Raw genomic sequence first — 13848 nt, 5'->3', positions numbered from 1 at the left:
CGACCGGATGCCGCCCCGGCAGGTGCCGCTCAGCGCAGGTCGTTGATGGCGATATGGTCCATGTCGTCGAAGGTCAGGTTCTCGCCGCACATGGCCCAGATGAATGTGTAGTTGGCGGTGCCGCAACCGGCATGAACCGACCACGAGGGCGAAATCACCGCCTGCTCGTTGGCGACGAGAATGTGGCGGGTTTCCTGCCCCTCACCCATCATGTGGAAGACGGCCTGATCGGGCGCGATGTTGAAGTAGTAGTAGATTTCCGAGCGGCGCTCATGGGTATGCGCCGGCATCGTGTTCCACACATTGCCCGGATCGAGCTCCGTCAGCCCCATCGAAAGCTGGCATGTTTCCAGAACGTCTGGGTGGATGAACTGGTTGATGACGCGCTTGTTGGCGGTCGCCGTATCGCCGACCGGCTTCTTCTTGGCGTCCGAGATCGACAGGAAGGTCGTCTTGCAGACTTTGTGCGCCGGCGCCGAGATCATGTAGAACTTCGCCGGATTGGCCTTGTCCTTGCTCTTGAAGACGACCGACTTGTGGCCCTTGGTCACATAGAGGCAATCCTTGAACGCCGTCTCGTAGACCTCGCCATCGACCTCGATCGAGCCGTCGCCGCCAAGGTTGAAGATGCCGATCTCGCGGCGCTCCAGCACGTAGGTGGTGCCGAAATTCTTCATGCAGTCGATGCCCTTGTCGAGCGGAACCGCCTCGTTGACCGGCTTGCAGCCGAACACGACCATGCGGTCGACATGGCTGTAGGTGGCGACGATCTGGTCGTCCTCGAAGATTTTCTCGATGAGGAACTCGGCGCGGGTCTCTTCCGTGGTGTAGCGCTTGAAGTCCTTCTGGCTGGCCGAATAGCGGATGTCCATGATGTTACTCCCTTTCTAAAATTGGTAGTCGTGATGAAATGTCGTGTGCGTCAGGCAAGGATCTTGATGACCACCTTGCGGACCTTGGCGGGTTGCCCCGCGGCGCAGCCGGGGCGATGGATGTCGGTCGGGTAGAAGACGGCATAGCCGCCGGGGCCGAGAAGCAGATCGGTCTCGTCCGCCACATCCGAGTAAAACCGGACGTCCTTCGTCTCGAACAGGTCTTCCGTGATCGCGTGGTCTGCGACGATCGGCGCGTAGCCGAGCAGTTCGCGGCCGGCAAAGACATACTGGATGTCGATATAGCGGGCATGCGATTCCGGCCGCTTGGCCGCCTTCGGCTCGGTGTCGTAGTCCTGGATCAGGGCGAACATCGCGTCGCCGTCGATCTCGACGCGACCGGCCGGCAAGGCTGCGATATCGGTCTCGGCGAGGAATTTCAGGCCCTTGCGGATACTGTCCGGCAGGGTGGCGGCGTCACGGTCGAGTGTCGCGAGAGTGCTTGCATACATGGCATTGTTCCTTTTTTTAGTCTGTCCGGGGCCGGCGGCAGGCCGCCGACCCCGGCGCGCATTACTCGGCAGGCTTCAGCGCATCGGTCGGGACGGCCGGCTGGGCTTCTTCCGGGTTCCGGCTCTTCATGTACTTGGCGTACATGCCGGTCAGGATCGGCACGAGGATCGCGGTGGTCAGGCACGCAGCGGCAACCAGCGATGTGGCGGCGGCAGCGGCAGGCTTAAACTGCGGCGCCATTTCGGCGATGATCATCGGGTTGGCGACGGCGGCACCGGCGGCCGACGAAGCCGCGAGACCGGCAGTACCGTTACCGCCGCCGATGAGCTTGTCGGCCAGCATCAGCGGAATGCCGGTGATGATGATGACGAGAACACCGAGGATGATGCCGCCCAGACCGGTGGTCAGGATGACGTTGAGATCGATGCCGTTACCGAGCGCAAAGCCGAAGAACGGGATCAGCGTCTGTACGCCACCCTTGAAGAAGGCGCGCAGGTCCTTGTCCAGGTTGCCGAGGATGAAGCCGATCAGGAAGGGCAGGACGGCACCGACGAAGAGATGCGGTTCGAACGTCGCGACACCGGCTGCACCGAGGATCAGCATCGAGACAAGCGGCCCCGATTCGATCGACATGAGCACGAAGGCACCCGATTCTTCCTTGGTGCCGTATTGCTGCATGATCGCGGCGTAGAGACCGCCATTGGTCATGTCCATCGCGGCGCAGATGGCGAGCGCCGAGAAACCGACGAACAGGCCCGACTGGACGCCCTCGATCGGCAGGAACTGGGCCGCCACATAGGTGGCACCCCAGGCAACCAGCGTCTTGACGACGACAAGGTTACCCGACTTGCGCAGCACCGTGCCGGTTGCGCGCAGGTCGATCGAGGTACCCATGCAGAAGAACCACACGGCCAGGATCGGCACCGTGCCCGAGATCAGGCCGTTGGTGAACGAGCCGAAATAGGCGCCGGCTGTCGGGAAGAACGTCTTGCACAGCGCGCCGAGGATCAGCGGCACCAGCATCAGGCCTCCTGGGACACGGTCGATTGCCTTCTTGATATTCATTTCAGTATTCCTCCGTTTGAAAAAATCTCGCTATTCGGCAGCGTTGATGAAGCTGCGGCGGCTAGCGACCTCCGAGGCGAAGACGTCGGGAGTGGCGTCCTGCGGGATGATGGCGCCGTGGTGCTGGACGACAGCACCTGCGACGATATGAGCGCGAAGGGCGGCCTCTGCAGGCGCGATCCCGAGGCTGCGCCCGAGAATATAGGCGGCCGAGAAACTGTCGCCGGCAGCCGTCGTGTCGACGACGTGGTCGAGCTTCAGCGCGGGGACGACATCCACCTTGCCGTCATGGATGAGGGTGCATGGACCGGCGCCATCCTTGATGACGACCTCCGGACCGGCGAATTTGGAGAAGTGGGCGACACCGGCGTCCATCGTCGGCTGAATGCCGAAAGCTTCCAGCTCCTCGACAGTCAAAAGCAGCCGATGGGTGAAGGCGGTGATGCGATCGTAGACCGTTTTCGTCGTCTGCGGATCTTCCCACAGAAGCGGGCGATAGTTGCAGTCGAAGTCGATCTTGATGCCGGTGCCGGCCAGTTCTTCCAGCCGTGCCAGAAGCCGCTCGCGGCTTGCAGGCTTCAGCACCGCCAGGCTGATGCCCGAAACATAGATGCTGGTGAAATCGCCGAGTGCGGCTAAAAGCCCATCCGACCCCTCGCCTTCGAAGGTTTCCCGCACGGCAGCCTCGCCGCGCCAGTAGAAGAAGCGGCGCTCGCCGGTCGGGTCCGTCTTGATGAAATAGAGGCCGGGCCTGCGACCTTTTCGCCGCAGCACGAGGCTGTCATCAACGCCCTGCGCGCGCCAGAAGTCGGACATATCGTCGCTGAACGGGTCGTCGCCGATGGCGCTGATATAGGAGACGAATTGTCCCAGGCCGGCGCCCAGCCGCGCCATATAGGCAGCGGTGTTGAACGTGTCGCCGCCATAGGCCTGAACGATTGTCCCGTCGGGCTTGCGCTTCAGTTCGACCATGCATTCGCCGATCGATGCCACGCGTAGTTCCGTTGTCATAAGATAGTGTCCTCCGTCCCCCTAGGCACCGCACTGTTCGATCGGGGGCCCTGGCTGTTTCCTCGTACAGCGCTGAGCCGGACCATATGCGCGGCTCTCGGAAGCGACGTTGATCGGGATCAATATTGCCTCCGCTCCGAGTTGCTAGATTGCGGATGGGAGCCACGAGGTTCTGCAGTTCTGCTGCAGGGCATCGTGGTCGGGAGGGATCTTCACCAATGCCGCAAGGCAAAGCATAAGGAAGAAGACAATGGGCATCCTTTCCCAGAACATCGTCGCCGCCGACCCGTGGGACGGTTTCAAAGGCGAGACATGGCGCGGCGCAGTCGATGTGCGCGACTTCATTCAGAACAACTATACCCCCTACGTGTCGGGCGACGCCTTCCTGGCAGGTCCCACCGCGCGGACCTTGAAGGTCTGGGAGACGCTCGGCGGCCTGCTGGCAGAAGAGCGCAAGAAGGGTGTCCTCGACGTCTCCGCCGACCGCGCCTCGACGATCACGGCGCATGACGCCGGCTATATCGCCAAGGATATCGAGCTGATCGTCGGCCTGCAGACCGATGCGCCGCTGAAGCGCGCCATCATGCCGAACGGCGGCCTGCGCATGGTCGAAAACGGCCTGGAAGCCTTCGGCTTCGAACTCGATCCGTCGGTCAAGGAAGTCTGGACGAAGTATCGCAAGAGCCATAACCAGGGCATTTTCGATGTCTACAGCCCGGAAATCCTGGCGGCACGCAAGTCGGGCGTCATCACCGGCCTGCCGGATGCCTATGGTCGCGGCCGCATCATCGGCGACTATCGCCGCGTTGCCCTCTACGGCACCGATGCACTGCGCGCCTTCCGCCTGAAGGATTATCGCGCGCTCGAAAACGAAGTCTTCACCGACGACGTCATCCGCCTGCGCGAGGAGCTCTCGGAACAGTATCGTGCGCTCGACGAACTGAAGGAAATGGCCGCCAAGTATGGCTACGACGTCTCGCGTCCGGCCACCAACGCCCGCGAGGCCGTCCAGTGGACCTATTTCGCCTATCTGGCTGCGGTGAAGGAACAGAACGGTGCGGCCATGTCGCTCGGCCGTGTCTCGACCTTCCTCGATATCTATATCCAGCGTGATCTTGACGCAGGCCTCCTCACCGAGGAACAGGCGCAGGAACTGATCGACGACATGGTCATCAAGCTGCGCATCGTCCGCTTCCTGCGTACGCCAGAGTATGACCAGCTGTTCTCGGGCGACCCGACCTGGGTGACGGAATCGATCGGCGGCATCGGCGAGGACGGCCGTCCTCTCGTGACCAAGTCGAGCTTCCGCTTCCTGCACACGCTCTACAACCTCGGCCCGGCTCCCGAACCGAACCTGACCGTGCTGTGGAGTACACAGCTGCCGGACGGCTTCAAGACCTTCTGCGCCAAGGTATCTGCCGATACCAGCGCCATCCAGTACGAGAACGACGATCTGATGCGGGTGAAGTGGGGCGACGACTACGGCATTGCATGCTGCGTCTCGGCCATGCGGATCGGCAAGCAGATGCAGTTCTTCGGCGCCCGTTCCAACCTCGCAAAGGCACTGCTCTATGCGATCAACGGCGGCGTCGATGAAAAGAGCGGCGTAACGGTTGCCAAGGGCTTCGAACCTATCAAGGGCGACGTTCTCGACTATGACGAGGTCATGGCCAAGTTCGACAAGATGATGGACTGGCTGGCCGCGACCTATGTCAAGGCACTCAACACCGTCCATTACATGCACGACAAATACGCCTACGAGCGTATCGAGATGGCGCTGCATGACCGGGACATCCTGCGCACCATGGCCTGCGGCATTGCCGGCCTGTCTGTCGCAGCCGATAGCCTGTCGGCCATCAAGCACGCCAAGGTGCATGTCATCCGCAACGAGGCGGGCCTTGCCGTCGATTACCGGATCGAAGGCAGCTACCCGGCCTACGGCAACAATGACGACAGTGTCGACACGATCGCGGTATGGCTGACGGAAACCTTCATGAAGAAGATCGCCGCCCAGCCGCACTTCTACCGCAACTCGATGCCGACCCAGTCGGTGCTGACCATCACCTCCAACGTGGTCTACGGCAAGAAGACCGGCAACACGCCGGACGGCCGCCGCGCCGGCGAACCCTTCGCACCGGGCGCCAACCCGATGAACGGTCGCGACACCAAGGGCTTCGTCGCCGCCGGCGCATCGGTTGCCAAGATCCCCTATGATGCCGCCCTCGACGGCATCTCGTGGACGGCATCCGCAACGCCGGATGCGCTGGGCCGCACCTCGGAGGACCGGGCCAGGAACCTGGCCAATTGCCTCGACGCCTACGCGGCCGCCGGCGGCTTCCATGTCAACGTCAACGTCTTCAACCGCGATACGCTGGTCGATGCCATGGATCACCCGGAACTCTATCCGCAGCTGACGGTGCGTGTCTCGGGTTACGCGGTCAACTTCGTCAAGTTGACCCGTGAGCAGCAGCTCGACGTCATCTCGCGGACCTTCCACGCGAAGATGTAACCTCTCTCCGGGCGCGCGCTTCGGCGCGCGCCCGGGTACACCCGGACATCAAAGGCCGGACACCACCCAGAACCTCCAATCAAGAATAACGAGATCACCCCAATGGATGTTCATCGCATGATCAATCGTGTCCAGAAAACGAAGGCGCCTGGCGGCTGCCATCTTCCTGCCGACCACGGCTTCCTTCACTCGGTCGAAAGCGGCGCGGCCGTCGACGGCCCCGGCATGCGCTTCGTCTTCTTCATGGCAGGCTGCCTGTTCCGCTGCGTCTATTGCCACAACCCCGACACCTGGAAACTGCATAACGGCCGCCGCATCACCATCGAGGATGCGATGGCGGAGATCCGCTCTTATGGCGGCTTCCTGCGCATGGCCGGCGGCGTCACCATTTCGGGCGGCGAGCCGCTGATGCAGGCGCCTTTCGTCGGTGAACTGTTCCGCCAGATCAAGAGCGAACTGGGCCTGCACACGGCACTCGACACGCAGGGCTATCTGCATGGCACCGTCGATGACGAATGGTTCGACGCCGTCGACCTCGTCCTGCTCGACATCAAGCATATCGACCCGGACGCCTATCTGCGTCTGACCGCCCAGCCGCTTCAGCCGACGCTCGATTTCGCCCATCGCCTCAAACGGCTGAACAAGCCGATGTGGCTGAGATACGTGCTTGTACCAGGCTGGACGGATGGCCATGACGATATAGCCAAGCTCGCCGATTTCGTCGCCGACCTCGGCCCGATCGTCGAGCGGGTGGAAGTCCTGCCCTTTCACCAGATGGGCACCCACAAATGGGAGCAGCTCGGCATGAACTATCCGCTGGCCGGCGCCCCCACACCGACACCCGAAGCGACCGATGCCGCACGGGCCATTTTTGCCGAGCGCGGCCTCAAGGTCTTTTAAAAGCGCGCCGCACCTGCATATTTGCTATTACCTTAATGTCATAAGGAACCATTGCATGATCGATATTCGTTCTCTCGTCCTGGTCGTCAACTGCGGCTCGTCGTCGGTAAAATTCGGTGTTTTCGCCGGTTCCGGCCGTGATCCGCTTCTCTCCGCGCTGGCGGAAAATCTCGGCCAGCCGGAAAGCCGCCTCGTCGTCAAGGAAAAGGGCGAGAAGACCGAAGCATCGCTCAACGGCGGAAGCCATGATGCGGCACTGAAGGCGCTCCTCGGCGTTCTCGATCAGAAAGGCTGGCTGAGTTCGGTCGTCGCGGTCGGTCACCGTGTCGTGCATGGCGGCGAGCGCTTCTTCGAATCCACCCTCGTCGATGACGGCGCGCTTCGCGATATCGACGCGCTCGCCCGCATTGCGCCATTGCATAACCCGGCCAACGCACTCGGCATCCGCACCGCCATGGCGTCGCTGCCGAACGTGCCGCATGTCGCCGTCTTCGACACCGCCTTCCACGCCACCATGCCGCCGGCGGCCTATACCTACGCCATTCCGCGCGAATATTACCGCAACCTCAGCATCCGCCGTTACGGCTTCCATGGCACCAGCCACCGCTATGTGGCCTCGGAAGCGGTCGAGCTTCTCGGCCTCGATCCGAAGGACCACGGCCTCGTCATCGCCCATCTCGGCAATGGCGCATCGGCAACGGCCGTGCTCAATGGTCACAGCGTCGACACCTCGATGGGCTTCACCCCGCTTGAAGGCCTCGTCATGGGCACCCGCTCGGGCGATATCGATCCCGCAGCCCTTTTCCACATCGCCCGCGAGGACGGCCTCAGCATCGACGAGCTCGATACGCTGCTGAACCGCAAGAGCGGCCTGCTCGGGATTTCCGGCCTCTCCAACGATTGCCGCACGCTGGAGAGCGCTGCCGCCGAGGGTCATGAGGGCGCAAAACTGGCCCTCGACGTCTTCGTTCACCGCCTCGCCCGCTATATCGGCGGCCTTGCCACCTCGCTTGATCGCCTCGATGCCGTCATCTTCACCGGCGGCATCGGCGAGAACTCTGCGTCCATCCGCAAGGCGACGATCGCGCGCCTGCCGGTGCTCGGCCTGACACTCGACGAGGATGCCAACGCCCAGATGTTCGGCGGCAAGTCCGGCACCATCAGTCTGGCCGGCAACGGCCCGACGGCGGCCGTCATCGCCACCAACGAGGAATGGATGATCGCCAACGACACGCTGGCCGCCATCGCCCCGGCGACGGCCTGAGAACGGCACGACCGACTGCCTGACGCGAAAGCGTCAGGATATTGCTTCATCATTTTTGAAAAGACGCGAACATTCCGGAAGGACTATTCTAAATGGGCGCACGTATTCTCTTTCTTGCACCGGCCGCACAGGATGTCGGCCTGACCTCTATCGCGCTCGGCCTCGTCCGCGCGCTGCAACGCGACGGCATGAAGGTCGCCTTCGTCAAGCCGATCGCCCAGCCCCGCTCGGAAGGCCCGCGCTTGGGCCAGCAGGGCATCGACACGTCGAGCCATTTCGCCCGCACCCTGTGCATGACCCGGTCTCCCGATCCGATGCCCTTCGAAAAGGCCGAGGAACAGCTGCGCAAGGGTGACCTCAGCGCGCTTCTGGAAGATGTCGCCACCATGACCGAGGCCCTGCGCGCCGATCATGACGTCGTCGTCGTCGAGGGCCTGATCCCGCTCGCAACAGCCCAGATCGCCCTGCGCCTCAATGTCGAGATCGCCCGCAGCCTCGATGCCGACGTCATTCCGGTCCTGACCGGCGCCGAGCACGATCCGAAATTCATCGCCGAGACCGCGGCTCTGATCCACCGTCAGTACCTGCAGAACGGCAATGCCTCATTCTTCGGCCTGATGATCAACAAGGTCGGCGCCGATACCGACCGGCAGAAGCTGAAGGACGCCTTCGCCACCTATGGCATGAAGTCCTCCACCATCGTCGGCGCCATTCCCTACGCGCCACGGCTCAACGCTCCACGCCTGTCCGACATCGTCTCGACGCTCGGCCTCGGCGTCGTGCAGGGCAAGGATCTCGATGCGGTGCGAGTGCGCGAAATCGTCGTCGCCGCCCGCTCGGTGGAAAAGATGATCGACCGTTTCCGCCCGGAAACCCTGGTCGTCATGCCGGGCGACCGCAGCGACATCGCGATTGCGGCAGCCCTCGCCCATAGCCGCGGCGTTCCGCTCGCCGGCCTGCTGCTCACCTGCGGCGAACCGCTCGCCCCGCCGGTTGCCGAGCTGATGACCTCGGTCAGCGCCGGCGTGCTGCCGATCCTGTCGAGCCCCGACGATACGTATGCCACGGCCTCGCGCCTGTCGCATCTGAGCTACCATGTCAGCGCCGATGACAGCGGACACATGGAAAAGGTCATCGATTTCGTCGCCGAACACATCGATACCGGCGCGCTGCGCGAACGCATCGGCGCATCGAGCGAGCTGCGACTGTCGCCGCCGCGCTTCCGTAACCACCTGATCGAAGGTGCACGACGTGCAAACAAGCGCATCGTGCTTCCCGAGGGTGAAGAGCCGCGCACGCTGCAGGCTGCCGTCATTTGCCACCAGAAGGGCATTGCCCGCTGCGTCCTGCTGGGCCGCCCGGAAGCGATCCAGATGCTTGCCAAGGCGCAGCAGATCGAACTGCCCGAGGATCTCGAGATCCTCGATCCGCAGGCCATCCGCGCCGACTATGTCGATGCCATGGTCGAGCTGCGCAAGTCCAAGGGCATGACCCCGCCTCAGGCGATCGCCCAGCTGGAAGATACGGTCGTGCTCGGCACGATGATGCTCGCCGTCGGCGAAGTCGACGGCCTCGTCTCCGGCGCCGTCCACACCACCGCCAGCACCGTTCGTCCCGCCCTGCAGCTGATCAAGACGGAGCCGGGCCAGAGCATCGTCTCCTCGGTCTTCTTCATGCTCATGCCGGATCAGGTTCTCGTCTATGGCGATTGCGCCATCAACCCGAACCCGACTGCAGAACAGCTGGCCGAGATCGCGCTCCAGTCGTCCGAGACGGCCAAGGCCTTCGGCATCGAGCCGCGCGTCGCGATGATCTCCTACTCGACCGGCACGTCCGGCACCGGCGGCGACGTCGAGAAGGTGCGCGAGGCCACCGAACTCGCCAGACAGCGCAAGCCCGATCTGATGATCGACGGCCCGATGCAGTATGACGCCGCAAGCGTCGAAAGCGTCGGACGGTCCAAGGCGCCCGACAGTAAAGTTGCCGGCCGCGCCAACGTCTTCGTCTTCCCGGACCTGAACACCGGCAACACGACCTACAAGGCCGTCCAGCGCTCCGCCGATGTCGTCTCGGTCGGCCCGATGCTGCAGGGCCTGCGCAAGCCGGTCAACGACCTGTCGCGCGGTGCGCTGGTCGATGACATCGTCTTCACCATAGCCCTGACCGCTATCCAGGCCGACCAGCAGACGGCATCGGATCTCCCCGCCAAGGCGCAGAAAGACGCCGCAAGCGCATGAATATCGCCCAGCATGACCCGGACAGCCGGGACAGGACCGATCCACCCCTTCGGGTGGACATCGGCGGCTCGCTGATGCCCGACGCCATCGCCGTCGCGGCCGAGGAAATGGGCGTGAAGAAGGCGAGCTACGACACGCTCACCCTCTTTGGCCTCGCCATCTTCGCCGGCGCCTTCATTGGCCTCGGCGCGATGTTTGCAACCACCGTCGGGGCGGGTGCCGAAGGCATGCTGCCCTACGGCCTGACCCGCCTTCTCGCCGGCCTGAGCTTCTCGCTCGGCCTGATCCTCGTGCTGATCGGCGGTGCTCAGCTCTTTACCGGCGACATGCTGATGGTCATGGCCTGGGCCAGCCGCCGCATCACGACCAGAAAGATGATCCGCGTCTGGGTGCTCGTCTGGCTCGGCAATCTCGTCGGCGCCGTGGCGCTCGCGACGCTGGTCTTCCTCTCCGGCCAGTACACGTTCGGCCATAATGCGATCGGCATCGCCGCGCTGCATTATGCCGAAGCGAAAGCCGCCCTGCCGATGATCGACGCGTTTGCGCTCGGCATTCTCTGCAACATCCTCGTCTGCCTCGCCGTCTGGCTGGCGCTCGCAGGTCGCACCGTCTCCGACCGTATCCTCGCCATCATCTTTCCGGTGACGGCCTTCGTCGCGGCCGGTTTCGAGCACTGCATCGCCAACATGTACTATTTCAGCCTGGGGCTTCTGATCCGCCATGCGGCGCCGGAAAGCTTCTGGACGGAACTCGGCCATCAACCCGAGGCGATCCCGCTCGATGGCGTCCTCTCCAACCTTGCGGTCGTCACCGCCGGCAACTGGGTGGGCGGCGCGCTGATCGTCGGCGGCGTCTACTGGTTCATCTACCGCCGCCCCGGCAAACCGAGCCACCACTGAAATTCGGCGCAATCAGCACATGACCTCGCGCCCTCAAGCGCCTTACGGATGCGAAAGCTTGTACTGCTTTCGCATCCGAAATTGCGTTAGCGCAAAAACACAGAGCCGTTTCACGTCTAGAGGAAGGGCGTAAACTCTCCAGGAACGCCTCATGATCCTCCTCGCCCTCTTCGAACGTGCAGCCCTGATGCTGATGGTGCTGTTCTTTCTCGGACGTACCAGACTGTTCAAGAACGTCCTCTGGAAGGGCAGGCTCAGCGGCCTTGAACTTGCCTTCCTGTCAGCCCTGTTTTCCGGCTTTGCCGTCGGCGGCACCTATATGGGCATTCCGGTCGAGGGCGCGCTGGTCAATGTCCGCACCATCGCCATCATGTCGGGCGGCATCCTCTTCGGCCCCTGGGTCGGCATTCCCGCCGGCATCATCTCCGGCCTGCACCGCTTCCTCATCGACATGAATGGCCCCTCCGCCATCGCCTGCCTGATCAGCAGCATATGCGCCGGCCTTCTCTCGACCGCCATCCATTATCGTGCCCGTCGCAAATGGCTGTGGCTGACCGGCAGCCTTGCCGGCATGGCCTGCGAGGCGCTGACCATGGTCCTTATCCTGGCTTTCGCTCCTGCCGGCGTCGGCGCAGCCATCGTCTCGGAAATCGCCTGGCCGATGATCATCGGCTCAATGTGTACCGGCATGATCATAAAGCGTATCCAGGATATCGAGGACGAGAAGGACCTGACCGCCGCGCATGAGGCAAGGCTGGCCCTCATCATCGCCAACCGCACCCTGCCCTTCTTCCAGAACGTGCAGGACGATACGCTCGCCAAGGTCTGCGAGGTCATTCACGAATGTCTGGAGGCCGACGCGGTCGCGATCACCGACCGCGACACCGTGCTCGCCTATGTCGGCGTCGGCCACGAATATTACGACGAAGAGAAGCACAAGCACCTGAGCGAGCTGACCGCCGACGCGATCCGCTACGACCGGATCACCGTCGACAACAACCTGCACCGCTATCCGGCAGCGGATTTTCGGTCGGTCGCCATCATTCCCCTGCGCGAAAACGGCCTCGTCACAGGCACGCTCAAGATCTTCTTCTCGCAACCGGACATGATCACCGATTCGCTGCGTGAACTCGGCGTCGGCCTGTCGCAGCTGATTTCCACCCAGATGGAACTGTCGCGGGTGAAGGCGCTGCGCGAAATGGCGGCAAGGGCCGAATTCCGCGCGCTGCAGAGCAAGATCAACCCGCATTTCCTTTTCAATGCCCTGAACGCCATCTCCTCCCTGATCCGCCTGCGCCCCGACGAGGCGCGGCAGGTGATTGCCAAACTGGCTGATTACCTGCGCCAGAACCTCTCCCTCTCCGACGGCATGATCGACATCCAGGACGAACTGCGCCAGGTGCGCGACTACGTGGCGATCGAGGAAGCCCGTTTCGGCCCCAAGCTGACGGTCACCTTCGATGTCGATGACGTCAATGTCGATATACCGAGCCTGTCGCTGCAGCCGCTCGTCGAAAACGCCATCCTGCACGGCATCCAGTCGCAGCCGCGTCCGGGCGAAGTCCATATCGCGGTCAAACGCCTTGCCGACCGGGTCAGCGTCACCATAAGCGACACCGGCGGCGGCATCGATCCCGAGGTCATCAAGGCGGTCGCCAATGGCGAGGCCGTGCGCGATCGGATTGGCCTGATGAATGTCAACGAGCGGCTAAAGCTGCTGCACGGCCACGGGCTCGATATCCGCAGGCTGGAACGCGGTACCTCGGTCAGTTTCGACCTGCCGCTTGAAAATGGGGAAACCGCATGAAGGCCCTGATCGTCGAAGACGAATATCTGGCGCGCGACGAACTGAAATGGCTGATCGAGCGCCATAGCGCGATCGAGGTCGTCGGCACGCAGGAGGATGGCCTCGCCGCCCTGCGCTATCTGCAGGAAAACGATCTCGACGTCGTCTTCCTCGACATCAACATCCCCTCGATCGACGGCATGACGCTGGCGCGCAGCCTGCACAAGCAGACCAACCCGCCGAAGGTCGTCATTGTCACCGCCTATAAGGAACATGCGGCCGAAGCTTTCGAGCTGGAAGTCTTCGACTACATTTTGAAACCCTTCAACGAGCAGCGCGTCGCCAACACGCTGAAGAAACTGGAATGCCAGCAGCCGCCGACAGGTCTGCAAGCACCGGCGCCGGCACTGGCACCGCCGCCGTCGCCGGCCGCCAAGCGCACCGTCAATATTCCCCGCAAGGACAGCATCCTCGTCCTGCCGGCCGACCTCATCTATTACGCCCGCGCCGATGAGAAGCTCACTTATGTGCACACCGCCAAGGGCCACTTCGTCATCCCCACCAGCATCGGCGATTTTGCCGAGAAGTTGCCGGCCGACACCTTCTTCCGCTGCCACCGGTCGTGGTGCATCAACACTGCCAAGATCCGCGAGATCTCACCCTGGTTCAACGGCACCTACGTGATCAAGCTGCACAATTTCGACGAGGTCGAAATCCCCGTCAGCCGCTCGCACCTGAAAGAGTTCAAGCAGCTCATGCAGCTCTGACTGCAGCTCATTCCAGGGATCGGTC

The 13848-nt window shown here is 62.8% G+C and carries 11 protein-coding genes; 7 read left to right on the top strand and 4 right to left on the bottom strand.

All coding sequences use genetic code 11. The features are described from left to right. Window positions 1-29 precede the first annotated feature (29 nt). The 4 genes from kduI to AC0JZ4_RS08445 all read right to left on the bottom strand — a co-directional run bounded on the left by kduI (window position 30) and on the right by AC0JZ4_RS08445 (window position 3461). Entirely contained in the window at window positions 30-872 is an 843-nt protein-coding gene (gene kduI, locus AC0JZ4_RS08460) for a 5-dehydro-4-deoxy-D-glucuronate isomerase (RefSeq protein ID WP_471885938.1), read from the bottom strand. Window positions 873-922: 50 nt separating this feature from the next. Continuing rightward, window positions 923-1384, bottom strand: coding sequence for a NanQ anomerase/TabA/YiaL family protein (locus AC0JZ4_RS08455; protein WP_471885937.1), 462 nt, complete (start codon window positions 1382-1384; stop codon window positions 923-925). Between the two features lie 61 nt (window positions 1385-1445). Continuing rightward, window positions 1446-2450, bottom strand: a complete 1005-nt coding sequence (gene kdgT / locus AC0JZ4_RS08450; protein WP_471885936.1) for a 2-keto-3-deoxygluconate transporter — start codon at window positions 2448-2450, stop codon at window positions 1446-1448. A gap of 30 nt (window positions 2451-2480) precedes the next feature. Next, a complete protein-coding gene (locus AC0JZ4_RS08445) occupies window positions 2481-3461 on the bottom strand; it encodes a sugar kinase (protein ID WP_471885935.1) in 981 nt (326 codons plus the stop codon). Between the two features lie 250 nt (window positions 3462-3711). Between AC0JZ4_RS08445 and pflB the strand changes: the two genes are divergently transcribed. From pflB to AC0JZ4_RS08410, 7 genes are all read left to right on the top strand, one after another. After that, window positions 3712-5970, top strand: a complete 2259-nt coding sequence (pflB, locus tag AC0JZ4_RS08440) for a formate C-acetyltransferase (RefSeq protein WP_471885934.1) — start codon at window positions 3712-3714, stop codon at window positions 5968-5970. Between the two features lie 117 nt (window positions 5971-6087). Then, window positions 6088-6870, top strand: coding sequence for a pyruvate formate-lyase-activating protein (pflA, locus tag AC0JZ4_RS08435; protein ID WP_471885933.1), 783 nt, complete (start codon window positions 6088-6090; stop codon window positions 6868-6870). Window positions 6871-6925: 55 nt separating this feature from the next. Then, window positions 6926-8134, top strand: coding sequence for an acetate/propionate family kinase (locus tag AC0JZ4_RS08430; protein ID WP_471885932.1), 1209 nt, complete (start codon window positions 6926-6928; stop codon window positions 8132-8134). A 92-nt stretch (window positions 8135-8226) separates the two neighbouring features. Next, window positions 8227-10371, top strand: coding sequence for a phosphate acetyltransferase (gene pta, locus AC0JZ4_RS08425; RefSeq protein WP_471885931.1), 2145 nt, complete (start codon window positions 8227-8229; stop codon window positions 10369-10371). Next, on the top strand, window positions 10368-11270 hold the full coding sequence (locus AC0JZ4_RS08420) for a formate/nitrite transporter family protein (RefSeq protein WP_471885930.1): 903 nt from the start codon (window positions 10368-10370) through the stop codon (window positions 11268-11270). Before pta ends, AC0JZ4_RS08420 begins: the two co-directional genes overlap by 4 nt. 151 nt (window positions 11271-11421) lie before the next feature. Beyond that, window positions 11422-13077, top strand: coding sequence for a LytS/YhcK type 5TM receptor domain-containing protein (locus AC0JZ4_RS08415; protein WP_471885929.1), 1656 nt, complete (start codon window positions 11422-11424; stop codon window positions 13075-13077). Beyond that, complete coding sequence (locus AC0JZ4_RS08410; protein ID WP_471885928.1) at window positions 13074-13823, top strand: LytR/AlgR family response regulator transcription factor; 750 nt, start codon at window positions 13074-13076, stop codon at window positions 13821-13823. Before AC0JZ4_RS08415 ends, AC0JZ4_RS08410 begins: the two co-directional genes overlap by 4 nt. Window positions 13824-13848 lie beyond the last annotated feature (25 nt).

The sequence above is a fragment of the [Rhizobium] kunmingense genome (assembly GCF_977018605.1).
Note: the sequence above shows the minus strand (reverse complement) of the source record. Positions and strands in the feature narration are given on the sequence as shown.

Bases quoted from the DNA above. Each gene is read 5' to 3' on its own strand.
- AC0JZ4_RS08420 (WP_471885930.1), top strand. From the start codon at position 10,368: ATGAATATCGCCCAGCATGACCCGGACAGCCGGGACAGGACCGATCCA.
- kdgT (WP_471885936.1), bottom strand. From the start codon at position 2,450: ATGAATATCAAGAAGGCAATCGACCGTGTCCCAGGAGGCCTGATGCTG.
- AC0JZ4_RS08415 (WP_471885929.1), top strand. From the start codon at position 11,422: ATGATCCTCCTCGCCCTCTTCGAACGTGCAGCCCTGATGCTGATGGTG.
- pflA (WP_471885933.1), top strand. From the start codon at position 6,088: ATGATCAATCGTGTCCAGAAAACGAAGGCGCCTGGCGGCTGCCATCTT.
- kduI (WP_471885938.1), bottom strand. From the start codon at position 872: ATGGACATCCGCTATTCGGCCAGCCAGAAGGACTTCAAGCGCTACACC.
- pta (WP_471885931.1), top strand. From the start codon at position 8,227: ATGGGCGCACGTATTCTCTTTCTTGCACCGGCCGCACAGGATGTCGGC.
- AC0JZ4_RS08410 (WP_471885928.1), top strand. From the start codon at position 13,074: ATGAAGGCCCTGATCGTCGAAGACGAATATCTGGCGCGCGACGAACTG.
- AC0JZ4_RS08455 (WP_471885937.1), bottom strand. From the start codon at position 1,384: ATGTATGCAAGCACTCTCGCGACACTCGACCGTGACGCCGCCACCCTG.
- AC0JZ4_RS08430 (WP_471885932.1), top strand. From the start codon at position 6,926: ATGATCGATATTCGTTCTCTCGTCCTGGTCGTCAACTGCGGCTCGTCG.
- AC0JZ4_RS08445 (WP_471885935.1), bottom strand. From the start codon at position 3,461: ATGACAACGGAACTACGCGTGGCATCGATCGGCGAATGCATGGTCGAA.
- pflB (WP_471885934.1), top strand. From the start codon at position 3,712: ATGGGCATCCTTTCCCAGAACATCGTCGCCGCCGACCCGTGGGACGGT.